Here is a 26,634-nt window from a genome sequence, read left to right on the forward strand (position 1 = left end):
GATTGGATTAACGTCTGGGTGAAAGTACGAAGAGGTTAATGATGGATCAGGCGGCTAAGGAACTGTTGTGCTCTTTCTTCTCGGGGATTGTCAAAAAAATCTACTGCGGGTGCCTCTTCGACGATCCGGCCCTCGTCCATGAAAATGACCCGGTCTGCCACCTCACGGGCAAATCCCATCTCGTGGGTAACGACGACCATGGTCATGCCGTTGTGGGCAAGGGAGCGCATCACATCCAGAACCTCCCCGATCATCTCAGGATCAAGGGCGGACGTGGGTTCGTCAAAAAGCATAATCTTCGGTTCCATGGCGAGTCCTCTCGCAATGGCTACACGCTGTTGTTGTCCACCGGACAATTGGGATGGGTAACTGTCTGCTTTATCGGCAATGCCGACCCGTTCAAGGTATTTCATAGCGGTTGCTACGGCTTGGGCTTTGGGTTGCTTACGCACCTTGACGGGTGCAAGAGTGATGTTGTCGATGACTTTTTTGTGGGGATACAGATTGAAATGTTGAAAAACCATGCCGATGTCGCGGCGGAAGAGGTTGATGTCCACCTTTTTCTGATGCAGAGGAATGCCGCTGACAACGAGCTCACCTTCACTGATGGTCTCCAGGCGGTTAATGCAACGGAGCAACGTACTTTTGCCAGAGCCTGAAGGTCCGACAATAACGACGACTTCTCCTTCTTCGATACGAAGATGAATATCCTTGAGGACATGGAAATGACCGAAATGCTTTTGCACACGTTTAAATTCAATCAAGAACACACACCCTTTCTGCAATGGAGAGTAAAAATGGGATTAAAAGGAATTATTGCAAAGTGGTTATTTAATCATACATAGACATCCTGCTGATAGCAATTGGTCTGTAATAAAACGTGACATAAGTAATGGGTTTTATAGGGCTATAGCCCAAATTTACGTTATATATATGTTATATAGTTGGTTTTCTTGTGACGAATGCTGACAGAAAAATGAATCAATACTCCTAGTTTATTTACAATGACTGGAATTGATGTATGCTGTAAACTAAAAATAGTGTCTTGTTTTTATAGACGGGCTAACAAATATAAATAACAAATAACATCAAGTTCACTCTGTACATGGCAAAAAAGCTTAACCCGTCACTACTGTGCCGTTGATATGATGAAACGAGAGAACCGAGTAGAGAGGATGATTTCATACCATGAATATATATCGCTCCCCATTATCTGCAGGGTCAGGCAGTGCAACTGAACTTCAAGCATACGAAGTGGATTTGCCCGAGATTCCTAAAAATGATTTTCATATTACCGAGTATGGTGCCGTTGGAGACGGTATTACAGATAATACAGAGGCCTTTCGGTTAGTTATTGCGGCATGTGCAGACGCAGGTGGAGGCAGGATTATCATTCCTGCCGGCGTGTGGCTCACTGGACCGATCGTGCTGCGTAGCCGGATTGAACTGTATGTGCAAGCCGGCGCACTGGTAACCTTTAGTCAGGATTTCAACAAGTATCCTCTTATTGCATCAAGCTTCGAGGGTTGGCAGGTTGTACGTTGTCAATCTCCAATTGATGCAGACGGACTCGAAGATATTGCGATTACGGGGGAAGGCATCTGGGATGGCGGCGGTGAAGCCTGGCGTCCGGTGAAACGTTCCAAAATGACCGCTGGCCAGTGGAAGCGACTGCTTGCCTCTGGTGGTGTTGTGGAAACGTCAGAAACGACGGATGAACAGATCTGGTGGCCTTCCCAATCTGCGATGGATGGTGGTGCCATTGCCGAGAAGCTATACCTGGAAAAAGTACGTGATCTCGCCGCGCATCAAGAGATCCGGGATTTCTTGCGGCCGAACATGGTTAGCTTGCGTCAATGCAAACGGGTTCTGCTGGAAGGGCCTACTTTCCAGAACTCACCGGCCTGGAATCTGCATCCCTGGGCTTGTGAACATGTGACGATTCGTAAAGTGAATGTGCGAAACCCGTGGTTCTCCCAGAATGGAGACGGGCTGGATATTGAATCATGTCGTCATGTTCTGGTAGAGCAGAGTATATTTGATGTTGGTGACGATGCAATCTGTATGAAATCAGGAAAAGATGCCGAGGGGCGTGAACTCGGGCTACCATCGGAGTACGTTACGATTCGGGATTGCACGGTGTATCATGGTCATGGCGGCTTTGTGATCGGCAGTGAAATGTCTGGCGGTGTACGGCATGTACGGGTAACGGATTGTACGTTTATCGGCACGGATATTGGTCTTCGTTTCAAGAGCGCACGCGGACGCGGGGGGACCGTTGAGGATATTCAGATTGAGCGCATTTATATGAAGGATATCATTATGGAAGCTATTTCGTTTTCCTTTTTCTATGCCAATATGGAGGGGTCTGCCCGCGGTGGGGACCTTGCAAAAGAGGTCAGCGAAGAAACGCCGGTGTTCCGCGATATTCGCATCTCGGATGTGGTCTGCGCGGGAGCTGATACGGCATTATTTGTTAGCGGTCTACCGGAGATGCCTCTGGACAGCGTAAGTATCGAACGTTACAGCGTGGAAGCGCGTACGGGCATTCAGTGTGCTCAGGCAAAACATTTACAGATTACAGGGCTTCAGGCACAGATCACCGAAGGTCCGCTTATTCATCTTCATAACTGCAAAGGCGCTACACTGGAGGACATTAAAGGTGTGGGTGCGGATGGGAAGCTATTGAAAGTCACTGGACTTGAATCTGCGGGGATTGTATGTCGGGAAACGGATGCAGATACGGAAGGACGGCAGATATCGGTAAGTCCGGAAGTCCGAAATGGAGTTATCATTCGTAGATAAACGGTGTGATTTTTTCGTGCCTATTAGAAGTGTAATAGGGCAGCCATGTATGCAGTCCAGTCATCGCCTGAACTTCTCCTGAGATGGAGAAGAGCACATGCTGGAGCTGGAAAACGGCTGCCCAATTGATTTTGTATAGGAAGAATAGGTTAGGACAACATGTCACATTCATCGATGCTCTTTGCGATAACGTAGCGGCGTTGTGCCTGTGATCTGTTTAAAGGTTTTGTTAAAATGAGCAGTATGCTCAAATCCGACCTTCTCTGCGATAAATTGAACCCGCTCTTGTGTTGAAAGTAATCTTCGCTGTGCCTCTCGAACTCGAACGATACGCAAATATTCGCTGAAGCGAAATCCGGTAAGCCTGCTGAACATTCGGCTGAGATAAGAAGGGCTGATATAAAAACGGGCTGCAGCATCTTCCAAAGTGAGCGGTTCGGTGTAGTGTTTATTGACATAGGTTACAATCTCGCTGATCTTGTCCTGCATCGGATGTAGCGAGCCTGGATTGGATTCCCGGATAACCTCCTGTGCCCGATGGACAAGAATCAGAAGTTGAGCCAGCAGACTACGTACGGCGATCTCATAATGAGGGCGTCGTTCTTTGCATTCCTGAAGCATCTGCCACAGGATGCGCTCGATCTCTGGTTGATCTGACTCGGGAAGACGGAGGAGGCTGGAGCATTTGAATGGCAGCAGGCCACATATGCCTAGCTCCATGCCCGTGGCAAAAGCAGGCGAAAAACCAATGAGAATCCGTTCGAAGCCAGGTTTGTTGCCTTTGGAGGTGGTGTGTACATCATGCGGGTTGATGAGAACCAAGTCACCTTTTCGCGCAGGCAAAATCTGTCCATTCATGGAGTATACCCGTTCACCTTCGAGCAGGTAATATAATTCGTAAAAGGGATGAGCATGAGGTTGCGGCATCGCACTCCCGTCATGTCTTCGCATATATTCTATGGTAAAGGCATAATCACCAATCCGATACTTGGGTCCGATTCGATCCTCAATGAGACTCATTAGGCAACTCCTCTCCACTTCAGCTTGGCGTTGATACTCATATCATAACGGAAAGTAGATAATTTTGTAAACGCTATCATATAGAGTGAGATTGCTTTTTGTGAAGATAGATATCATTCATCAGGGACGGGAGGGATATTGTGGAGAAGGTGGACGAATGGAAGAATGCCCGTTATAAAGGTGACAAAACGGACATGTTGTTTTAGAGTAAGGAGAGCGAGGTCATGCTCCAGTTTGGGAGTATCCCCGAAAATGAATTGGAAGGAAGGAAACAAGTTATGACAGCACATGAATTATCACCGCTCGTAGCTGCGCTGGATATGCAGCCTCACGTTGAAGGTGGTTGGTATAAGGAAGTTTGGAAAGCATCTTATCAAATCCCGCAATCCGTATTACCGGACGCTTACTCTGGTCCGCGCTTCTCGGCAAGTTCAACGTATTTCTTGCTTCATGCTCATGAAATCTCCGAGTGGCACACGGTGCTTTCGGATGAGCTGTGGTTATGGCACAGCGGCAGTCCAATTGAATTGAAATTGGGTGGCAACGGCGAAAACCCGGAGAATGAGGAAGTGCTGATTCTCGGCATGGATATCGAGGCAGGACAATCTCCGCAGGTACTTGTGCCTGCAGGTGTATGGCAGACGGCACGACCATTGGGCGATGAGCCGGTTCTGGTCACTTGCGTCGTAGCGCCAGGTTTTCACTTTGATGACTTCAAGCTGGTATCCAAAGGATAAGCTTATATTTAAAACTTTAAATTTAAAAAACCGATTCAGACATGCTTCAGCATCTGAATCGGTTTTTTTTGAGTGCTCTTCTTTCTTGCTCTTACATTTCTCATATCACCCTTGATGTTCATTGTGAATGCTTTGCATGTCCGATGGCGAATACTGCTCACTTCGGATTTTCATTACTCATCCAGCTGTCTACATAAAACTCTCCATTATACTCCGGTAGCTTAGCGAGTTCCTTAAGCTTGAGTTCAGCTTCTTCCGCGGTAGAATACTCACCGATAACAGCCGTGAACTCATCCGTAGACGTTTTAAGGAAGGAGATATCCTCATCCGGATAAGATTCTTTTAATATACCCATGGACTCTCCAAAAGGCATTGATTCTGTACGGAGTGAGAACACCTTTCGAGGTGTGACTGGTTTGCCGTCAGAAGTCAGCTTCACTTCCAAATATCCAGGGTTCTTGAATTCCGTGACGGAATACTGTACGCCTTCTTTTAAAACAACAACGAATCCGACGGAGGAGTCGTCTAGAATCATGGAACCATAGACATCTTTTACTAAAGGTTGAGTCATGAAGTCGTTTTTTACTTTCTCCATATCCATGTAACGTGCACCGCTGAATGTAAAGAGGATACGATTGGGTGCTGACTTGTGTACTACATTATAATAAGGTGCGTCATTCGTCTGGTCCTGGTCATCGGTACTAAAATGAATTTTAAGCGTATTTTGCGTTGCGTCCGAACCCACGGTTACTCCATCGGTAATCTTACCGCCATCGCCAAATTGTAATACTTGAACAATCGTTCCGACCACAGGTATTTTGACCATAGCATTTGCAACTGTAGGAATGTTGACGATGAACAGAAAAGCTGCACATGCTGCCAGAGCAGAAGCATAGCGAATGAGACGAGATGATTTTTTGCGAGCAGCCGCTTTTCGCTGGGCTTGACGAATAACCTCTGTAAGTTGAGCCGGGATTTCAATGTTTTCATAACGTTCTTTACTTGTCATAGATCTCCAACCTCTCCTTCAACTAAATCCAATTTTAATTTATTGATGATCCGATAAAATTTTGACTTGACGGTATTCTCAGATAGGGAGAGCACTTCAGCGATTTCTCGAAAACGCATATTATCGAAAAACTTCAATATGATATAGGCTCTATCTTCAGGCACGAGGCGATCGAGCGCATCGTACAGATCCATCTTTTCTTCTATGGAGGCTCCTCGCTCTGGAGCTGCGAACTCTTGCACATGATCCTCCATATAAGTTACGCGCTGGCTGCGACGAATATGGTCGATCGATGTATTGATTACAATCCGTGACATCCAGGAATCAAAATAGGTCATGGAATCCATTTTGCCATAAGCAATATAACCTTTGTATGTGGCTTCGGATACGATGTCCAATGCTTCTTGTTCATTTTTCACATAGCAGTATGCCAGTCTGTATAATTTGTTTTGGATCGTTGTTATTTTTTCGCTGAACTGTTCTTCCTTTGTTTTTCTGCTGTTCAGTCTAATCAATCTTGTTCCCCCCTGATCAACCTAAATAATATTCAAGTCCTCGTATATTCCAGGCCCGGATTGGTGTAGAGTGCTTGAGTTGTTTGATACCCGTTAGACTGATAAGGAGGCAAAATAGTTTTAAGGCTTGCAAAAAAAATATGTAATCTCTATTACAAAGGGGCCATACCATCATTTTTCACAACGAAGTCTGTGACTATAACCTGCGCAGAACCATATCAAAACACCCGCTCTTCCAGAAACGAAGGCGGGTGTAGCTCAATTCAATATGTCAGAAATTAAAATTGTCCGGATCGGAACCGAAACGCTTATTCTCGTTCAGACCGTTAATCTGTTCAATCTCCTCAGCTGTTAACTCGAAATCATATAGCTCGGTATTGGCATGAATGCGCTCAGTTGTTACGGATTTCGGGATGGTCACGATGCCATTTTGCAGATCCCAGCGCAATATGACTTGTGCCGGTGACTTACCGTACTTGGCTGCGATGTCCTTGAGCAAAGGATGCTCCATCAGATTACCTTGTCCAAGTGGAGACCAGGCTTCAATCTGAATCTCATGTGTGCTGCAATAGTCGCGTAGTTCCTTCTGAGTCAGGAGCGGATGAAGCTCGACCTGATTGACCGCAGGTTTGATGGTGGCATCCATCAAGAGGTCTTCCAGGTGGTGAGTCTGAAAGTTACTCACGCCGATGGCGCGAACACGTCCTTCTTTATAGAGTTTCTCCAGTGCTCTCCATGTATCTTTGTACTTGCCTTTGACAGGCCAGTGGATCAAGTAGAGATCGAGATATTCAAGCTCCAGACGTTGCATGCTTTCTTCGAAAGCGGCAAGTGTGCTCTCGTAGCCTTGGTCACTGTTCCATACTTTGGTTGTGATAAACAAATCTTCACGAGCAATGCCAGATTCACGAATGCCTTGAGCGACACCGGATTCGTTATTATATACTTTGGCAGTATCGATGCTGCGGTATCCAGCTTCTATCGCTGTTTTGACGGCATTTACAACCTCATCTCCGTCTTTCACTTTGAATACGCCAAAGCCAAGCCATGGCATCTTGACTCCATTGTTGAGTGTGGTTGTGTCCTGAACGTGTTTCATGATCTGTCATTCCTCCTCTGATTCTTCTGTGAATTTCCTATATATAGAGTACTACGATATAAGTAATTGGTCTAATTTTTCGAAATGAGATTTGTTAAAAGAGAGTTAGTTAAATTTCAAGAATTATTTCTTTGAAACATATATAGTTATGTTGGACTAGTTATTTAAATAAAAGTAACTATTTACAACAAAATGGTTTATGGTTCCAAAAAACTATGATATAGTAAACTTGGTATATATAACCTATATTGTGATCTACATATTCACAATCGCGCATTCATAATTGGGGAATAACCCCAAAATGGCTTGGGGAAGGGATGATGGTTAAAGCTGAAATGCCTCAAATCTCGTTTGTCGTAAAAAACATTTCATGATGCATGATGTTGATGAGTATGTCACGATTTAATATTTCTGTGTTCGTATAACAATGGAGGTAAGTGATATGAGTAGTTTTACTGAGCATAAGAATGAGCCTATTGCAATTATTGGTGTGGGGTGTCGTTATCCGGGCGGAGTGCATTCTACTGAGTCATATTGGAAGTTGCTTGTAGATGGAGTTGACACGATTTCTGAAGTGCCAGAGGATCGTTGGAACAAGAATACATATTACAACCCTAAGAAAGAAAATATGGGTAAGACACAATCTAAATGGGGTGGATTTCTAGATAGAGTGGATCATTTCGATGCTGCATTTTTTGGTATTTCTCCAAGAGAAGCGGCGTTAATGGATCCGCAACAAAGGTTGCTGCTGGAAATTTGTTGGGAAGCAATGGAGGATGGACTTCAGGTTCAGGAGAAAATGGCAGGTACCGATGTAGGTGTGTTTATTGGTGCTTTTACATTGGACTACAAACTACTACAGTTTTCAGAATCAAACAGACACCTTGTTGATGCACATTCGGCTACCGGAGCAATGATGACTTTATTAGCGAATAGAATCTCATATGTCTATGATTTTCGTGGGCCTAGTTTAACAGTAGATACTGCATGCTCTTCTTCACTTGTTGCTGTACATCTGGCATGTCAAAGTCTTTGGAATGGCGAAAGCTCTATGGCGTTTGCAGGGGGAGTAAATGTAATTGTAAAACCTGAATATTATATTGCGGAATCAAAAGCAGGGATGTTGTCACCAGATGGTCGCTCCAGAGCATTTGATTCAAGAGCTAACGGTTACGTTCGTGGAGAGGGGGCAGGAGTAGTTCTACTTAAACCCTTATCAAAAGCTTTGGAAGATGGAGATCCTATACATGCTGTAATTCGAGGAACTGGTAGTAATCAAGATGGAAATACACCGGGAATTACTGTGCCAAGGGGTGATTCGCAGAAGCAGTTGATTCAGGAGGTTTATAGCAGAAGCGGAGTTCATCCGCAGAACGTAAAATATGTAGAGGCTCATGGGACGGGTACTCCAGTGGGAGATCCAATTGAAGCTAATGCACTTGGCAGTATTTTTGGAAATCAGGCCGAAGGCCAACAATGTTACATAGGATCAGTCAAAACAAATATCGGACATACAGAAGCTGCTGCGGGGATTGCGGGGTTGATCAAAGCAATGCTATGTCTTAAAAATAAACAGATTCCTGCACATCTGCATTTTGAGAATCCGAATAAGGATATTGACTTAGAAGCATTAGGGATAAAGATACCGACAAAACTGACCGAATGGCCGACTAGAGAACATGAACCAGCTATGGCGAGTGTCAATTCCTTTGGCTTCGGGGGAACAAATGCTCATGTGATTTTGCAAGAGTACAATGATAAGCCACAAGATGCGAAGAATTCAATAATTAAAGATAAGGGAGATTCAACACCTGAAAATGTGATCTGTCCCATTGTAATTTCGGCACGTAGCCAGGATGCACTTAGAGATTTAGTACTTGCTTTTAAAGAAAAATTCGCCGGATCTACATATAGTCTTCAAGATATAGGATACAGTTTAGCTCGCAAAAGGAATCATCATGATCATAGGTTGTCTATCTCTGCTGTATCCATTAATGACTTGAACGAGAAAATTGATCAATTTCTAGATGGAGATATTGGTGATGGAATCAGTTCTGCAATTTCTTATGGGAAGCATAAGCAACCGTTAGCTTTCGTATTTACAGGTATGGGTCCTCAATGGTGGGCTATGGGAAGAGAATTATTAAAGGAAGATGTGGTATTTCAGGATTTTGCTAAAAAATGTGATGAATTATTTAAGAAATTTTCAGGTTGGTCTTTAATTGATGCTATGAATGCGGATGAAATGCATTCTCGTATGGATGATACGGAAGTCTCTCAACCTGCCAACTTTCTCTTACAGGTTGGTCTTGTAGAGCGATGGAAGGCATGGGGGATTGAACCTGATGCGATTGTAGGACATAGTGCTGGTGAAGTAGCTGCCGCATATTGTGCAGGTGTGCTGAGTTTAGAGGATGCCATCAAAGTTGTCTATTACCGAAGCCATCTTCAGCAGAGAACAACAGGATGTGGACGTATGGCAGCGGTTGGTTTATCCCACGAGGAAGCGAAGATTGCGATCCATGATATGGACCAGATATCCATAGCGGCCATTAATAGTCCAAACTCGGTCACCCTAGCAGGAACACCAGAATCGTTGGAAAAAGTTATCCAGTCATTGGATAACAAAAAGATCTTTTATAAATATTTACATGTTAACGTGCCATATCACAGTCACTACATGGATCCATTGGAAGATGATTTGATTCGTGGGTTAGAAGATATCCATGTTATGGAGGGTCATACACCGCTATACTCCACTGTTACTGGGAAAATAATGAGTGAAGGAGATTTCTCAACCCAATATTGGTGGAAAAACGTAAGAGACTCTGTTCTTTTTGCAGAGGCTGCAGGAAATATGATCAAGTCAGGTATTTTGAATTTTGTAGAAATTGGCCCTCATCCTGTGTTAGCAAGTTCTTTAAAAGAATGTTTGAGTCTGCATAACTCTAAGGGTGAGACATTCACATCCTTGCGCAGAAAGGCAAATGATAGAAAGACATTAATTGATTCATTGGGAGCACTATATAGTAAAGGGTATAACATAAACTGGCCTGCGATATATTCGGAATCAGCAGAAATGATAGCTATGCCTATTTATCCTTGGCAAAGAGAACGTTACTGGCAGGAATCAAAGATGTCAGAAGAAGAACGGGTTAATAGCCCCTCGCATACTTTACTAGGAAGAAGATTGAATACACCAGATCCTACTTGGGAGAACGAATTGGACTTGTGGTGCTCTCCATTTCTGGAAGATCATCAGATTCAGGGTACGATTGTCTATCCGGGAGCAGCATATGTCGAGATGATGCTAGCTGCTGCTAAGGAATTATTTGGGGATACAAGCTATATCTATGGTGAAGATGTCAAGTTTAGAAAAGCACTTTTCTTATCTCCTTCCGAAATAATTAAACTCAGATTGATTTATGTTGAGCAAACTTCAGAAGTTGAAATTTATAGTCAAAAACTAGGGGCATCCGAAGGGTGGACTTTGCATGCCACAGGTTCAATTCGAACTGACGCTGGAACAAATAAGCCTGGTTACGAGCTTGCGAGTTTGAAAGAGCGGTGTGAGTTAGAGGTATCCAAAGAAAAATGCTACTTACAGTTTAGAAAGTTTGGACTGGAGTACGGGGAAGGCTTCCAAGGGATCGAAAGATTGTGGCAAGGAGAACATTGTGCACTTGCTCAAATTTTGGTACCTGAATGTATACATTCTGAAGTGGACAAATTCCAGATTCATCCGGCAGTATTGGATCAATGTTTTCAGGTTCTTGCTGCTGCACTCCCTTTTCAGCAAGAAGACGAAAATTCTTCAGTGTACATGCCTGTTGGGGTTTCTAAAGGTGCGCTTCATGCACCATTGAAATCCAATATGTGGATATACGCATCTATCACAGAAAAAAGTGAAACTCTACTTAAAGGCGATATCTTCCTTATGGATTCTGAAGGTAAGACTATTATGGAAATTTTAGGGTGTGAGGCTATGTCATTGAAGGATGATACTGCTTCAAACTCTGTCAAAGTACCTCAAAGTATCTATGAAACTCAGTGGATTTTAGGGCCTAGGCATAATCCAATTGATTATGCGCCTGTGAACCATCAAGAGAAAGGTGCTTGGGTTGTGTTTTCTGATATGCAATCTATTGGTTCTATGCTCATTGAAAGATTAGAGGGGCAAGGTGAATATTGCTATCGTGTCAGTCACGGTTCCACTTATGGGAGAAACGGTGAGAACTTTATCTTAAATCCTTCCAGGTCTGAAGACTTTGTTAGTTTACTTCAAAGTGTAGTCTCTGAAGGCAAACGATTAAAAGGGATAATATACAACTGGGCCTTAGATATTTCTGAGGGCAGTATGATAAATTCGGAAGCTTTAAATGAAGCAGAGCAATTGGGTAGCATCGGTATCCTCTATTTAATGCAGGCCATAACACATAATCGACTTCAAGATAAAATTCGTGTATGGGTGGCGACCAAAGGAGCACAACAGGTCGTGGATGCTGCTCCTTTAAGTCAGATTTCTCAATCTCCGATTTGGGGATTGGCTAAAGCGATCGGTCATCAGGAGTATATGGATCAATGGGGAGGAATTATTGATTTGGATGATGATTGTTCTGCTGAGGACAATTCATCCCATTTATTTGAGGAAGTGTGGTATACGGATGGAGAAGATCACCTAGCTTATAGAATGGGACAGCGGTATATCCTCCGGTTGGAAGAAGATATTACATTGAATAGTTCCATTCCTGCCAAATTCCGTGGCGATGTGAGTTACCTTATTACTGGTGGTTTCGGTGGATTGGGACTACTGACTTCTAAATGGATGATTGAGCATGGAGCACGACGCTTGATCCTAATGGGTAGAGCAGAATTTCCAGAACGTAAGAGTTGGAGGGATATAGACCCTGAATCTGTACAGGGAAAGAGAATTGCTGCTGTAAAAGAATTGGAGAAACTGGGTGCGACGATTCATTTTGCCAAGGCTGATGTATGCAATAAGGAAGAAATTGAACGTGCTGTTCATGAATACAATGAAGCTGGCTGGCCGGAAATACGTGGTGTCATTCATGCTGCTGGAGTTGCAAGACCTCAATTACTGTATCAGATGAATCAACACGACTTTATTAATGTCTTGCGCCCTAAGGTGCTAGGGGGCTGGAATTTGCATGAACAATTTAAAGATGATCCTCTCGATTTCTTTATTTTATTCTCTTCGGTCGCATCTATAGTGGTTATGAGTGGGCAAGCAAACTATAGTGCAGGCAATTCATTCCTAGATGCACTCGCGCATTATCGCAGAGCAAGAGGGATGCATGGATTAAGTATCAACTGGGGGCCATGGCTTGAATCAGGTATGGCAACACAGTTGGATTTACTTAACTTTTTTGACACACGTGGGTTGTTTGCAATGACCAATAGCCAAGGTCTCGAAGCCCTCAACCATATTCTATGTCAGACTCGAGCGCAGTTCACTGTGTTAGGAGCTGATTGGCCAAGAGTCGCGGATAAAAACTATCCTTTAGGTAATGTACCGCCATTGATTGCATCTCTTGTATCGAAACATAGAGCTCTGCAAGCTCAATCTGATTCTGAAGGTCAGCGTACAGTAAATTTTGTCGAGGAGTTAATGTCCGTTACTGAGCCCGAAGAAAGATTGGAAATGCTTGTATCTTATCTTTTGGATGTTTCAAGTACTGTACTTCGAATGAATAGATCCAGTATTGAGGCATCATCTCCACTCAATTCTTTTGGGCTAGATTCAATGATGGCTATGGAGCTCAAAGGAGCTATCGAATCTGGGTTACAGGTTAGTGTCGCAGTAGTTGATCTTTTAAGAGGAGTAACTACTGAAGATTTGGCTATTAGTATCATGGAAATGCTGATTGAAAAACAAGCTGGTCAGTCTGATCAAACGGTAGAAGAACTATTATCTGAGATGGAAGAGTTGCCAGAAGATATGTTACATGAAATGCTTAGCCAAATTGCAGCCGGGAGTGAACAAGTTGGGAAATCTCAATGATCGCATTTCAGCCCTGTCTGAAGAACAAAAGGCCTTATTGAAGCTGAAGCTTCAGTCAAAATTGCATCAGGAAGCTGAAGTGCAAGAGCTTGAATTGGATGTTGATTATGAAGCATTGTCCTTTTCGCAAAAGCGCCTCTGGTTTCAGAGTCAATTGGATGTGGAGAGTGCAGCATATAATATTCCTTCTGCATTTTTGTTATTGGGGGATTTGAATCCACATATATTAGAGCGTTGCTTTTACGAATTAGTAGAGAGGCATGAAATATTACGTACAAATATCGTTGTTAATACAGAAGGTGAGCCTAGACGTAATCAGCTGTCTAATGTAGAGGTAACAATTCCGGTCGTGGATCTAACGGACTTGTCAAGAGATGACCAACGGAAAGAAAGAACTCGAATTGTACAGGAGGAGATCGGGAAACCGATCTCTCCGACTTCTTCATCCGTTCTATGGCGGTTGTTATTGATACGTCTGAATCAGGATGAGCATTATCTTGTCATTACGATGCATCATCTGATCTTTGATGGATGGTCAGTTACATTGATGCTTCAAGAGTTAAGTGCGCTTTATACTGCGTTCAATAAACAATTGTCCTCACCTCTGGAACCGTTGACAGTTCAATATTCAGATTATGTTACTTGGCAGAAACATCATAAATCGGAACAGGTCTTGCAGAAGCAATTGAAATATTGGTCAGATTACTTGGAAGGGGCTGCATCCGTCCTTGAGCTGCCTACTACATATGTACGTCCTTCTGTACAAACTTTCAATGGAGCTTCATACGTTCTCGAACTGTCAAAGGAATTAAATGAGAAGCTTAAAAATTTGTGTGTTTCTGAGGAAGCAACACCATTCATGGTTACCCTTGCAGTATTCAAAACATTATTATATCGATATACGGAGCAGTCGGATATCACATTAGGTGTTCCTGTTTCTGGCCGAAATGAACGTCAGTTTCAGCAACTGATCGGAGTTTTTGTTAACACGCTCCCGATTCGAACTGTTTTTGCGGAAGAAATGAGTTTTAGAACGCTACTTAGAACAATCAAGATGAACTCTTTAGAGGCATTTTCTAATCAGGATATACCTTTTGAGGATATTGTTCAGGCGGTGCAGCCTAATCGAAGTGCAAGTATGAATTCATTGTGTCAAGTGCTTTTTACATATCAAAAGGCAGTACCCAATTTTCAGCTAGATGATGTTTTAATGAACTATCAGCCTATTGATGGAGGTACTTCAAAGTTTGACTTATCACTAGACATTTTGGATGGTGGGAATCAATATCCACCTAAATGTATCTTTGAATACAATACTGATCTGTTTGATTTCTCGTTTATGAAACGTATGGCTAGTCATTTTGAGATTCTGTTGGAGAAAATCTCGGCCGACCCTGATGCTCTTCTGGGGCAATTTACATATCTAACTCCTGAAGAGATAAATAAACTTAAGTTTTGGCAAGGTACTACGATTAATTATTCGGAAAATGATAATTTTTGTACATTGTTCGAGAAAAACGCTATAGATAAAGGAAATTCCATTGCTTTGAGTTTTAATGGTGAACAAGTTACTTATCGTGAATTACATGAACGTTCCAGCAAACTGTCCGCATATTTAATTGATAAACCAGTGGAGGCTGGAAGTGTAATTGGTATATGTTTACCGAAGTCCATAGAATTCATTGTTGCTGTCATGGGGATTCTTAAAGCGGGAGCGGCTTTTCTACCTATGGATCCTTCGTATCCTACCAGTCGTTTAGAACACATGGTAGTGGATTCAAAGATGGAACTCGTGGTCACGAAAAATGATGTTAGTTGCCTGGATTTCGGCTCTTGCGATGTAGAGAGAGTCTTGATTGAAGAAGCGGTTTTACAAATACCAACTAACAGTTGTACTCGTATGGTTTCAGGCGATGAACTTGCTTATGTGATATACACATCTGGTTCTACTGGGTTGCCTAAAGGCACGATGGTTACTCATCGTAATCTCATTCATGCTTATCGGGGGTGGGAACACGAATATCGTTTATCTACTGAAACGACTTCTCATTTACAAATGGCCAGTTTATCCTTTGATGTATTTGTAGGTGATGTGGTCAGAGCCCTTGGGTCGGGTTCAAAATTAGTTTTATGCCCTTCTGATTTGTTGTTGGAACCCTCTGGATTGTATAAATTGCTCTATCAAGAAAAAGTAGATTGTGCAGAGTTTGTACCCGCAGTGATTAGAGGGCTTATGCAATACCTTGATGAGAGTAATCAAGATCTTAACTTTATGAAGTTAATCATTGTTGGTTCAGATACATGGACTATGGAGGAGTATTCTAATTTAAGGAGTTTCTGTGCGAATGATGCTCGATTGATTAGTTCCTATGGACTAACAGAAGCTACAATAGACAGCTCTTATTATGAGTATCAGAACGATTCTGCTCATTTTAATGAGACTGTTCCGATAGGGAAGCCATTTCCCAATACACAATTACTTATTCTAGACAGACATAGACAAGAGGTCCCGATTGGTATTACTGGTGAATTATACATTGCTGGTGATGGGGTAGCAAAAGGCTATATCCATAAGTCTAACTTAAGCAAAGAACGTTTCTTGACAATTTCCACAGGAATCAGGCCAGCATTGTCTGTTTACAAAACTGGTGATTTAGCCAGATATCTAGCTGATGGGAATATTGAATTAGTAGGACGCTCTGATTTCCAGGTGAAAATACGCGGGTATAGAATCGAGATTAACGAGATCGAAAAAAATATTCTACGTGTACCAGGTGTCAGCCAATGTGTAGTCGTTGTCAAAGAGGACAAATATGCATTGAAATATCTGGTTGGATATATAATTTGTGAAAAAGAAGCGGTCGTCACGAGTAAAGATGTACGAGACTATTTGAAAAAACAATTACCTGATTACATGGTACCCTCTTCTGTTGTTGTGTTAGATGAATTCCCATTAACAAGTAATGGGAAGATAAATAGATTACTTCTTCCAACGCCCACTGTTTTTGATATGAGTGTAGATACAATGTATGTGCAACCTCGAACAGAACTAGAAGAAATCATAAGTGGAATCTGGAAGGACGTTTTTGGGGTTTCACGGGTTGGCGTTCAAGATAACTTCTTCGAGCTTGGCGGATATTCCTTGTTGGCTATGAAGATTGTTGCCCAGATCCGTAAGGCTACTCAGGTTGAACTACCCTTGCAAGCTTTATTTCAAGCCCCTACTGTAGAAGGGCTTGCTGAGACGGTAGCATCACTTCTTAACAGTCAGTCGACAAATGTAAGTAAGACAAATACAGATTTAATGCTTATGATCCATGCCGATCCTATAAATAAATATAAGCCTTTCCCGCTAACTGACATTCAACATGCCTATTGGATCGGTCGCAATGAAAGTTACGAACTCGGAAATGTTTCCACACATAGCTATGATGAGTATGAAGCGCAATTTCTGGATATAGAGAAATTTGAGAAAGCTTGGAATGTGTTAATCAAGCGCCATGATATGTTAAGAACAGTAGTTACATCCGAAGGGATGCAGAGGGTTCTTTCAGAAGTTCCGTTCTACCAAGTGAAAGTTACAAATCTTCGAGGTAAAAAACAAGAAGAAATTATAAATTCAATTAATGCAACGAGACAAGAAATGTCACATCAAATGTTGAATCCACATCAATGGCCTGTTTTTGATATTCGGATCACTTTGTTGGATGATCAAAAGTCACAGATTCATTTTAGTACAGATGCCATAATGTGGGATGTATGGAGTTTTGTTATATTAATGAGAGAACTTGTTTTGATATATACAGGGAAGGAATCGGAACTTAGTCCTTTAGAAATTTCATTCCGGGATTATGTGATGGCTCAACAAGAATTTAAGAAGTCAAAGCAATACAAGGAAGCTTTTGAGTACTGGAAAACTCGATTACCTACAATGCCTCCGGCACCTGAACTACCCTTATCACGAAATCCGACAGAGATTATAAAACCTAAGTTTGTTCGCTATCATGAAAAACTGGACATTGAATCATGGACTCGATTGAAAACCAAAGCAATGAAAATTGGTATCACAACAACAGGAATCTTATTAACTGCTTTTGCAGAGGTCATTCGAAAATGGAGTAAGAATCCTGATTTTTCATTAAATCTAACTTTTTTAAATCGAAATTCATCTCATGCTCAAATTAATCAAATTGTTGGAGAATTTACTTCGGTTCTATTATTTGAGGTGAAAAACCATAGCACATCCACTTTCAGTGAGCGTGCTAGACAAATTCAGAACCATTTATGGAATGATCTCGAGAACAATTATATTAGTGGCGTAGATTTAATCAGAGAGTTGAATGCAACTCATGGCGGAGGCAATCAAGCAAAGATGCCTGTAGTGTTTACCAGTGCCCTTGTCGTTCCAATTCCGGACGAGAAAGAAATGCCTTTCCCTATCAAACCTGTAGAAAGCTTGGGAGTAACCCAAACTTCACAAGTTTGGCTGGATTGTGGAGTATGGGATGATCGTAATGGGCTCTATTGCAATTGGGATGTCGTAGAAGAAATGTACCACCCAGGCTTTATCAAGGAAATGTTTCGTGTATTCTGGTCGCTAGTGAAACGGCTTGCAGAAAATGACGAAGTCTGGAACCAGCGGTGTATCCCATTAGTTCCTATAAATCAATTAGAAAGAAGGAACGAAACTAATCCCCAACAGCAGTTGCAATGCGCTGAGTTGCTACACACACTATTTAATAAAAGCGCACTTATTCATCCTAATCACCCTGCCATTATTAGTTCTCATAACATACTGACCTATGATGAACTTTTCAGAATATCGAATCAGATTGGTAGACAGCTTCGTTCGTATGACATTCTGCCGAATCATCTGGTGGCAATATACATGAATAAGGGCTGGGAGCAAGTCGCAGGCGTTCTGGGGGTTATGCAAGCTGGTGCAGCTTATATGCCGATTGATCCAGATCTCCCTGAAGAAAGATTGAGGGAATTATTTGAATTCACAGATATAAAATATTTCTTAACTACGAATGAACTATTGGAAAAACTACAGGACTTACCCAGTGTTTTTGCAGTAGCTATTAGTGAAGAATCGCTAAAAAGTTGGTCGGATGAACCTCTAGATACGGTTCAGGCTTCAAGTGACCTTGCATATACCATCTTTACATCAGGCACTTCTGGTAAACCAAAAGGTGTAATGATCGATCATGCAGGGGCTGTTAATACGATTATGGATGTTAACAGAAGATTTGCCGTAGATCATAACGATAGGGTGTTCGCTTTATCAGCATTTCACTTTGATCTCTCTGTGTATGATATTTTTGGAAGCTTGGCAGCAGGGGCTACAATCATCATTCCAGATCATCATAGGCTACTGGAGCCAGCGCATTGGGAAGATACCATAAAACAAAACGGAGTGACCATCTGGAACTCTGTGCCTTCGCTAATGGCGATGTATGTAGAGCATTTAAGAAACCACAATAAAAGTTCAACGACACTGCGATTAACGTTGCTTAGTGGCGACTGGATTCCTCTATCTTTACCAAGTCAAATTAGATCTGTATCAAAAGTAGAGGATATTGTCAGTTTAGGGGGAGCAACAGAAGCTTCAATATGGTCAATCTTCTACAGAATTAATGAAGTGGAGCCAGATTGGAAAAGCATACCCTATGGGAAAGCGCTATCGGGACAAAAAATTTATGTGTTAAATGATGCACTTGAACCCTGCCCTGACTGGGTCACAGGACAAATCTATATCGGAGGAGTCGGTTTGGCTAAAGGGTACTTCAAAAATGAGGAAGCAACCAAGTCGAGTTTTCTTTATCACGCCAAAGAGCACATCTATCGAACGGGAGATTTAGGAAGATATTTACCGGATGGAAATGTTGAATTTCTGGGTAGAGCAGATATGCAACTGAAAATTCAAGGATATCGAATAAATCCCAATGAGATATGTTATCAACTGCTCAAACATCCTTTAGTAGATGATGCGGTTGTATTATCAGTGGGTGAACCAAAAGCTTATCAGAAGTTAGTAGCCTACTATCGAGCAACTGAAAATCCCAACAATATTAGTGATGAATTAAGAAGCTTTTTGGCGTTGAAATTGCCGAAATATATGATCCCTGTAGCTTTTGTAAGGGTAGAATCGTATCCACTTAATGCAAATAACAAGATTGATTATGATTCTCTGAAGGACGGAGTAGACTGGACATTGCACATGATCAATAACTATCAAGCTCCTTCTACAGCGTTGGAAAAAAGTATTGCCGCAATGATATCCAATATACTCCAGCTCCCTCTTCCTGGGGTAAGAGATACTTTTTATGAGTTAGGAGGGGATTCGCTACAATTAGTCAAGCTACTTACGAAGTTAAGAGAATACTATAGTATTGATTTACTTGTGGGAGAACTATTACAGAACCCGACAATAGAGAAGCTTGCTATATGTTTGAACCAGAAATATGGCATTGAAAATTAAAATAGTTGAATTCTCCACAGAAGGGGCTGCTGATTTTTGAATAGAGTTTCTATGAAAAAGTATAATTCATGGATTGTAAGTTTCTATCCTGTAGCAACCCCCCGGCTTCGTATTTTTTGTTTTCCCTACGCCGGGGGGAATGCCATTGCTTACAAAGACTGGGGAGATTATTTTCCAGAAGATATCGAGGTTTGCTGTATCCAGCTTCCTGGAAGAGGTGACCGTTTGCTGGAGTCTCCAATCTCCTCGATCCCTGTAATAATGGAGAAGTTAGGTGAATGTTTTCTCGATTTTGCAAAGGGGATACCATTCGTTTTTTTTGGTCACAGTATGGGTGCATTATTGGCCTTCGAATTTACGCAATATCTAAAAAAACATCATCAGATCGAGCCGGAGGCGCTGTTCGTTTCTGCTCATCGTGCTCCCTATCTACCTAGAAAAGATAATTCTATATATTATAATTTGCCGGATGATGAATTATTGATGAGGTTAAAAGAATTAAACGGGACTCCTGACTGGTTTTTTGACGAGCCTGAACTGGTAAAACTTTCACTGCCAACGATCAAGGCAGATCTTGAATTATGCGAATGCTACAGTTATCAAGATTATCCCTTATTAAACATCCCAGTATATGCTTTTGGTGGAACAAGAGATCCTGAGATCAGTGAAGATAGTATTAAAGCATGGGAAAAGCATACGATGTCAGAATTTCAAGCGAATTCCCTTCCAGGTGACCATTTCTTTTTACATAGCTCAGAGGAGTTGCTTGTTTCTGAGATATACAAGGTAATGAGGAAAATTGTGTTGTCTAGTGTCAAACAATCGTAATAAGAGGAGTAGAGCCATGTCCTTTCTTTCAAGATTTAGTGTCAATAATCCGGTTGCCATATGTATTGTAATTATTTTGATTGTTGTTGCTGGGATTTATTCTGTCCCTCGATATAAACAGGAGTCTCTACCATATGTTGAGATACCATACTTACACGTGACTACAGTATATGGAGGGGCATCTTCACAAGAGGTACAAAATGAAATCACAGTACCTATCAATCGTGCGTTAAAGAACGTTGAGGGTATAAAGGTATCTCAATCCACCTCTGCAGCAAATTTTTCTGATATAACGATGGAATTTGGATTTAAAGAAGATATGAATGAAAAGCTGAAGCAGGTTGAGGAAGTATTAAGGGCGGTTACTCTTCCGGCTGGCGCAGACAAACCTCAAACCAGTAAATTTACGATTGATGATAAGCCGATTATGTATCTGTCTCTCAGTAAGCAAAATGATATCCAGGACAGTGAGTTTCAACAAGTTATAGCAGATGAGTTGATGACTAAATTAGAGAATGTTAGTGGTATAAGTCAATTAAAAGTGTATGGTCTTGCATCTAAAAACGTTTACGTCAAGCTTGATCCAATTAAGTTAGAAGCTAATAAAATTGCTCCCCAACAAGTGATCCAGTTGCTGAGGGCAACCAACACAACGATTCCATTTGGCACCATTATGTTAAACAACTCTTCTACAGAAATACAAATAAGCGGAAATTTTGATACTATCGAAGAATTGGAAAAATTTGCACTTGAACCCTCAGGGCAGTTAAGACTTAGTGATGTAGCAGTGATAAGTGAAGGTTTTGCTCAACAAGACACAATCACTAGACAGGGTGGGGCAACAGGCAGCTTGATACACATTATGAAAGATGCCAATGCGAATGTTGTTGAAATATCTGATCAAATACAAAAAATTTCCGATGAATTTGACTCAGGCAAAGTTAAAATGGAAATTATCTATGACAGTGCAACGGATGTAAGAAAGTCGGTAGGTGGATTAACTCGTGAAGCCATACTTGCTGCTATGTTTGCTTCATTATTTATATTTATTTTCCTAAGAAATGCAAGGGCTACGTTAATCGCGATTGTTTCTATTCCATTGTCGATATTGATCACGTTAGCATTTTTGAAGTACTTTACGGATATTACGATGAATGTGTTAACCCTTGGTGGTATAACCGTTGCTATTGGTAGAGTTGTTGATGATAGCATTGTTGTGATTGAAAATATAATAAGAAGATCTAGAAACGAGAAAATAACGAAAGATCTTGTCGTTGAAGCTACAAAGGAAGTTGGCAAGGCTGTGACAGCCTCGACGGTTACAACTGTTGCTGTTTTCTTACCGCTAAGTGTGGTCAGCGGATATATTGGAAAAATATTTGCTCCGTTCTCACTAAGCGTCATTGTTGCTCTGGTTGCTTCTTTAATAGTTTCGCTAACAGTAGTGCCTATGTTGAGCTATGTACTTCTTCGAAACGCTAAAGTTGAGCAACACAAAGAAGAGGGGCTTCTTATTAGAAGTTATGTCAGATGTCTTAAGTGGTTCATTACGCACAAAAAAACTGTGCTTATTGGAGCTCTAGTATTCATTTTACTTAGTATCCCTTTGGTTAAATTAACAGAAATTACTTTTTTTCCACAAAAGAGTGGTAAATATGTTAAGTTAATATATAACCTTCCCAAGGGTGTGAGCCTTGCTGAAGTAGACTCAAAAGCACGGGAAATTGATACTTTGATTAACCAGTCATCAGATGTAAAAAAAGCCGTTGTAACCTCTGGTTCACTTCCAGGTGAACTTGATCCTAATACGTACTTAGCCAGCACTGGTAATAAGGCCGAATGGTTTATTGCGCTACAAAATGATACAGACATTCAGAGCTTTATTGCAAATACGAAAGATCAATTAAAGGAGTATATCAGCGGAAATAATTTAGAGATTAGAGAGATTATTGATGGACCCCAAGGGCCTGATATTTCAATTGTAATTAACGGATCAGATTTGAAGGATATCAAATCCTCGACTGAACAAGTCATCGCTGCGTTAGAAGGAATTGAAGGAACAGCAAATATCGCAGGCAGTATTTCTGATTACACCAAAGCAGTTGACGTCAACATTCGCGCAGAGGATGCATTGAAATATGGACTTACAACCGGACAGGCATGGGAATTAATTAATCCGATCTTCTCTCAAAATACTGTGGGTAAACTGGGGAATCAAGAAAATGCTTCTGATATTGTTGTACAGTATGACAAAAAGAGTTACTCCATAAATGAGTTGAGAAATCTCCCTATTCTATCACCGACTGGTCAATGGATTACAGCAAAAGATATTGCTGATATCAAGGAGGTTGAACATCTAGGATTAATTCAATACCAAAATGATGAGCAGTTTTCTGTAATTACAGGGCAGATTATTGCTGATAATAGCAGTGATATTAATTCAAAGATTAAAGAAAAACTAAGCTTGATCCAGTTTCCGGATAATGTAGATCTTGTACAAGGAGGAAGTAGTAAACAGGTTGAAGAAATGATTACAGATATGGTGCTCGCTATCATTATAGCTGTAGGACTTGTGTATATGGCTATGGTAGTAACATTTGGAGGGGGGAAAATACCTTTTACGATTTTGTTCTCATTTCCTTTAGCTTTTACCGGAGCGATTCTTGGTACTGTGCTGGCAGGCCAGCCGATCTCTATAGCCAGTTTAATTGGTTTGTTAATGCTTATTGGTATTGTTGTGACTAATGCTATCGTACTGGTAGATCGAGTTCAACAAGAACGTGCGTCAGGTTTAACCATTCGTGAAGCTTTAATTCATTCGAGTAAAGTACGAGTTCGTCCAATAATCATAACTACAGTCACTACGATTGCAGCGTTATTTCCGCTTGTTATTGGTGTAGGCGAAGGTGGTTCTCTGGTTTCCAAAGGATTGGCTGTCGTGGTCATTGGTGGATTAATTACATCGACTGTTCTTACGTTGTTTATTATCCCGACTCTTTATGAGGTGTTCCATTATCGAAAAGTACGAAGTGAAACGAAGTAATTTCAGGCCTTCAGTGAAGTCTATTTTGCTTGTAAGCAACGTCCCTATAAATTTAAGAAGGTAGGTATAACTTTGGGAAAAAATAATGAGGAGTATGAACAGGCACTAAAACGGGTTAAAGCTCTTAAGGATTTTTATATTCATCTGGTGGTATATATTCTGGTGAATACTGGATTAATAATATATAACCTAGTATTTTATCCGGATAGCATATGGTTTATATATACGTTGTTAGGATGGGGAATTGGAGTGATCGCACATGGATTTACCGTCTGGGGTGGTGGATCGATATTTGGTGCTGAATGGGAAAAGAAGAAAATAGAAAAGTACATGAATAAAAAGTAATTATGGGTAAACTGGGCTCACTAATGCATAAATGATAGTGGGTCCAGTTTTATTTTTTAAGGACTGTCACAAAATACGATTTAGATGTAACTATTTCTATATATTTACTTAGGTGTGAGCGGTGTATATAATTTGTATAGAATACATAATTATGGATAAAGGGAGTTGTTGATAACGGACACGAGCGAATTACACGTTGTTGTAGGTACAGGACCATTAGGGATGGCAGTCATGGAACAGTTATTATTAAGAAACAAGAAAGTGCGAATGGTTAACCGAAGTGGAGAGATTGATTCATCGGCTAATGTAGAAGTAGTTAGAGGGGATGCAACTGATGATTTAGAGTTCAGTAAGGCTTGTTCGGGGGCTTCTGTTATCTATCATTGTGCCAAGGCTCCATATAAGGAATGGCCTGAGAAGTTTCCACCAATTATGGATGGAGTGATACATGCAGCTATAACTGAGAATGCGAGAGTTGTATATGCAGATAACTTGTACATGTATGGACAGACGAAATCCAAAATATCTGAGGACTTACCCAATCGAGCTACAGGACGTAAAGGCATGACTCGTGCTAACATGGCAGAGACATTAATGGATGCACATAACAAAGGAAAAGTGAAAGCTGTGATCGGTAGAGCATCGGACTTTTACGGTCCAGGAGTGTTGGATTCTGCTCTGGGAGAACGTGTCTTTGGAGCTGTCCTTGATGGTAAGCCATCAGAGGTGTTAGGAAATATAGATTTGCCTCATACCTATATATATATTAAGGACTTTGCAAAGGGGCTTGTGGAGTTGGCAGAGGACAACGATTCTTATGGGCAGATATGGCACATCCCGAGTGCAGAGACAACGACGACCAGGGAAATAATCGCGCGTATCTATAGATTGAAAAATCAGGAGCCGAAGTTTCGAGTAGCACCTAAATTTTTTGTGAACGTGATGTCCCTCTTCAATTCTGATATGAGGGAACTTAAAGAAATGTTGTATTTGTACGAAGCTCCGTTTGTTGTTGATACAGAAAAATACGAAAGAAAATTTAAGAAGAATGTAACTTCACATGACGAGGCCATATTAGAGACATTGGCATGGTTCGAACAAAGAGCCTCTACAAGATAGTATGTTCAGTGTATTGCACGACCCTTCTAATCTATAGAGGGGTTCTTCGATTTTATTGGCACAAAAATGAAGGTTTGGTTTTGACGTTTGTGGGTGATAAGATGAAGTATACGAAAATCGACGGAAGTGTAGCATGAATAGTGGATCTTGATCATGATTCTTGGAGGGATACCTTTAGGAGGAATCTTATCCAAAACATGAAATCGTATGCTTTTACATAATCAAAGTCAATCAAGCGTAGTGATCTCGTATGACAAGTCGAGCTCGCGCGATTAACGATAAAGGAGCAAATTAATCATGGCTAAACCTAAAAAAAACAAAACGGCAGCAGCCTGGTCTCTCGTCATTATGGGAGCAGGTTTCGCAGCATCATTGCCATTCCAGGGGGTGCCGGTAGGTAAACTGCTGGTAGGTTCGTTTGAAGCAGGACTCGTGGGTGGACTTGCAGACTGGTTCGCGGTCACTGCGTTGTTCCGCCATCCGTTAGGTATTCCGATTCCCCATACGGCGTTACTGCCGAAGAACCGGGATAAGATGACGGAAGGTTTGGTCTCCGCTGTCGAGAATAATCTGCTCAACAAGGACAGCATTACGGAGAAAATTGCTGGCTTCAAAGCAGCTGAGATTGTGCTGGATACATTGGGCCGGGAGCTGCATAGTGACGGTATCAAAACCATGATTGATACGTTGTGCAAACGTATTTTGGCCGGGCTTCCGCTAGAGCAGATCGCTCCGATTGTAGCCAAAGAGATCAAGTCACAGGCCGGAGCGTTTGACTTGGGGCCGATTCTCGAACGGGCCGCTGTACAGGTAACAGAGCGAGGGTATGATGCCCAGGCTCTAGATTATGCGTTGAAACAGGCAGAGGAGTGGCTGGTCAAACCGGAAACGATTCTGTTCCTGGGTGAAAGTGGCATGAAAGCGATTAGTGGTATCCAGATGAATGGACTCATGCAGTTTGCGATGAATGCGTTCATGGGTTATTTGAATGAAGACCGTCTGGGCGGCATTATTCAAGGATATCTTTTTGACCGGGTAGAGGATATGAAACGGGAAGGCAGTGCGCTGCGTTACAAAGTGCTGGATATGCTTCGTACACAGGCCATGCGTATTGCGGTGAGTGAAGCTGTGCAGGATGGCCTTAACGGGTGGAAGAATAATCTGCTGGATGGCTGGAATGCTGAGGAAACCGTGCTGAACAAGCTCATCGAGATGCGGGATAAAGCACTAGTGGCGATGGAGGATGGTCGTTATGTGGATACGTATGCACTGCCTGCAATAGAGAAGGTTTTGGCTGATCTGCGTGCAGATGATGCGTTAATGACAAGCATGAATGGCAAGATTGTAGAAGGTGTCACCACACTGCTGGAGAAAAATCACTCCAAAATCGGGAATCTTGTGCGCGAGAATGTAGATAAAATGGATAATGCTTCACTCATCTCGCTGATTGAAGATAAAGTAGGTCAGGATCTGCAATGGATTCGGATCAACGGTGCAGTGACGGGATTTATTATCGGGGTCTTACTGACCGCGCTACGGATGGTACTTGAATAAAAGGGAAGGCCGAGCCGATCTGGCTGGCCAGCAAGAAGAGCCGCTCGTGTGGAG

General features: G+C 41.8%; 14 protein-coding genes. 9 read left to right on the forward strand and 5 right to left on the reverse strand.

Going from position 1 to position 26,634, the window contains the following annotated elements; translation table 11 throughout:
- Nucleotides 1-35 precede the first annotated feature (35 nt).
- Nucleotides 36-785 carry an amino acid ABC transporter ATP-binding protein gene (locus tag MKY23_RS02085; protein WP_276539760.1) on the reverse strand — a complete coding sequence of 250 codons (750 nt, stop codon included), beginning with the start codon at nt 783-785 and terminating at the stop codon, nt 36-38.
- Nucleotides 786-1,188: 403 nt separating this feature from the next.
- Here MKY23_RS02085 and MKY23_RS02090 point away from each other — a divergent pair, with 403 nt between their 5' ends.
- Nucleotides 1,189-2,805, forward strand: a complete 1,617-nt coding sequence (locus MKY23_RS02090) for a glycoside hydrolase family 28 protein (RefSeq protein WP_339834918.1) — start codon at nt 1,189-1,191, stop codon at nt 2,803-2,805.
- Nucleotides 2,806-2,973: 168 nt separating this feature from the next.
- Here the strand turns inward: MKY23_RS02090 and MKY23_RS02095 are convergent, their stop codons facing one another.
- Nucleotides 2,974-3,825: an AraC family transcriptional regulator gene (locus MKY23_RS02095; protein WP_090918863.1), complete on the reverse strand. Its 852-nt coding sequence runs from the start codon at nt 3,823-3,825 to the stop codon at nt 2,974-2,976.
- A gap of 278 nt (nt 3,826-4,103) precedes the next feature.
- Between MKY23_RS02095 and MKY23_RS02100 the strand changes: the two genes are divergently transcribed.
- Entirely contained in the window at nt 4,104-4,562 is a 459-nt protein-coding gene (locus MKY23_RS02100; protein WP_090919039.1) for a cupin domain-containing protein, read from the forward strand.
- A 157-nt stretch (nt 4,563-4,719) separates the two neighbouring features.
- Here MKY23_RS02100 and MKY23_RS02105 read toward each other — a convergent pair whose 3' ends face one another.
- The 3 genes from MKY23_RS02105 to MKY23_RS02115 form a co-directional block, all read right to left on the reverse strand.
- Nucleotides 4,720-5,571 (reverse strand): hypothetical protein, encoded by an 852-nt coding sequence (locus tag MKY23_RS02105; RefSeq protein WP_339834920.1) that lies wholly within the window; start codon nt 5,569-5,571, stop codon nt 4,720-4,722.
- Nucleotides 5,568-6,086 carry a sigma-70 family RNA polymerase sigma factor gene (locus MKY23_RS02110; protein WP_154891466.1) on the reverse strand — a complete coding sequence of 173 codons (519 nt, stop codon included), beginning with the start codon at nt 6,084-6,086 and terminating at the stop codon, nt 5,568-5,570. The genes MKY23_RS02105 and MKY23_RS02110 overlap by 4 nt, the downstream gene beginning before the upstream one ends.
- Nucleotides 6,087-6,357: 271 nt before the next feature.
- Nucleotides 6,358-7,185 (reverse strand): aldo/keto reductase, encoded by an 828-nt coding sequence (locus MKY23_RS02115; protein ID WP_339834923.1) that lies wholly within the window; start codon nt 7,183-7,185, stop codon nt 6,358-6,360.
- A 442-nt stretch (nt 7,186-7,627) separates the two neighbouring features.
- Between MKY23_RS02115 and MKY23_RS02120 the strand changes: the two genes are divergently transcribed.
- From MKY23_RS02120 to MKY23_RS02150, 7 genes are all read left to right on the forward strand, one after another.
- Nucleotides 7,628-13,207, forward strand: coding sequence for a type I polyketide synthase (locus tag MKY23_RS02120; RefSeq protein WP_339834925.1), 5,580 nt, complete (start codon nt 7,628-7,630; stop codon nt 13,205-13,207).
- Complete coding sequence (locus tag MKY23_RS02125) at nt 13,191-19,691, forward strand: amino acid adenylation domain-containing protein (RefSeq protein WP_339834927.1); 6,501 nt, start codon at nt 13,191-13,193, stop codon at nt 19,689-19,691. The genes MKY23_RS02120 and MKY23_RS02125 overlap by 17 nt, the downstream gene beginning before the upstream one ends.
- Nucleotides 19,692-19,742: 51 nt before the next feature.
- Nucleotides 19,743-20,519 (forward strand): alpha/beta fold hydrolase, encoded by a 777-nt coding sequence (locus tag MKY23_RS02130; protein ID WP_339834929.1) that lies wholly within the window; start codon nt 19,743-19,745, stop codon nt 20,517-20,519.
- 16 nt (nt 20,520-20,535) lie between these two features.
- Nucleotides 20,536-23,562 carry an efflux RND transporter permease subunit gene (locus tag MKY23_RS02135; protein WP_339834931.1) on the forward strand — a complete coding sequence of 1,009 codons (3,027 nt, stop codon included), beginning with the start codon at nt 20,536-20,538 and terminating at the stop codon, nt 23,560-23,562.
- Nucleotides 23,563-23,628: 66 nt separating this feature from the next.
- Complete coding sequence (locus tag MKY23_RS02140) at nt 23,629-23,907, forward strand: 2TM domain-containing protein (RefSeq protein ID WP_339839154.1); 279 nt, start codon at nt 23,629-23,631, stop codon at nt 23,905-23,907.
- 168 nt (nt 23,908-24,075) lie between these two features.
- Nucleotides 24,076-25,026: an SDR family oxidoreductase gene (locus MKY23_RS02145; RefSeq protein WP_339834933.1), complete on the forward strand. Its 951-nt coding sequence runs from the start codon at nt 24,076-24,078 to the stop codon at nt 25,024-25,026.
- A 297-nt stretch (nt 25,027-25,323) separates the two neighbouring features.
- Nucleotides 25,324-26,580 (forward strand): DUF445 domain-containing protein, encoded by a 1,257-nt coding sequence (locus tag MKY23_RS02150; protein ID WP_339834935.1) that lies wholly within the window; start codon nt 25,324-25,326, stop codon nt 26,578-26,580.
- Nucleotides 26,581-26,634 lie beyond the last annotated feature (54 nt).

It is taken from the genome of Paenibacillus sp. FSL R7-0272, from assembly GCF_037969905.1.
Lineage (GTDB): Bacteria > Bacillota > Bacilli > Paenibacillales > Paenibacillaceae > Paenibacillus > Paenibacillus polysaccharolyticus.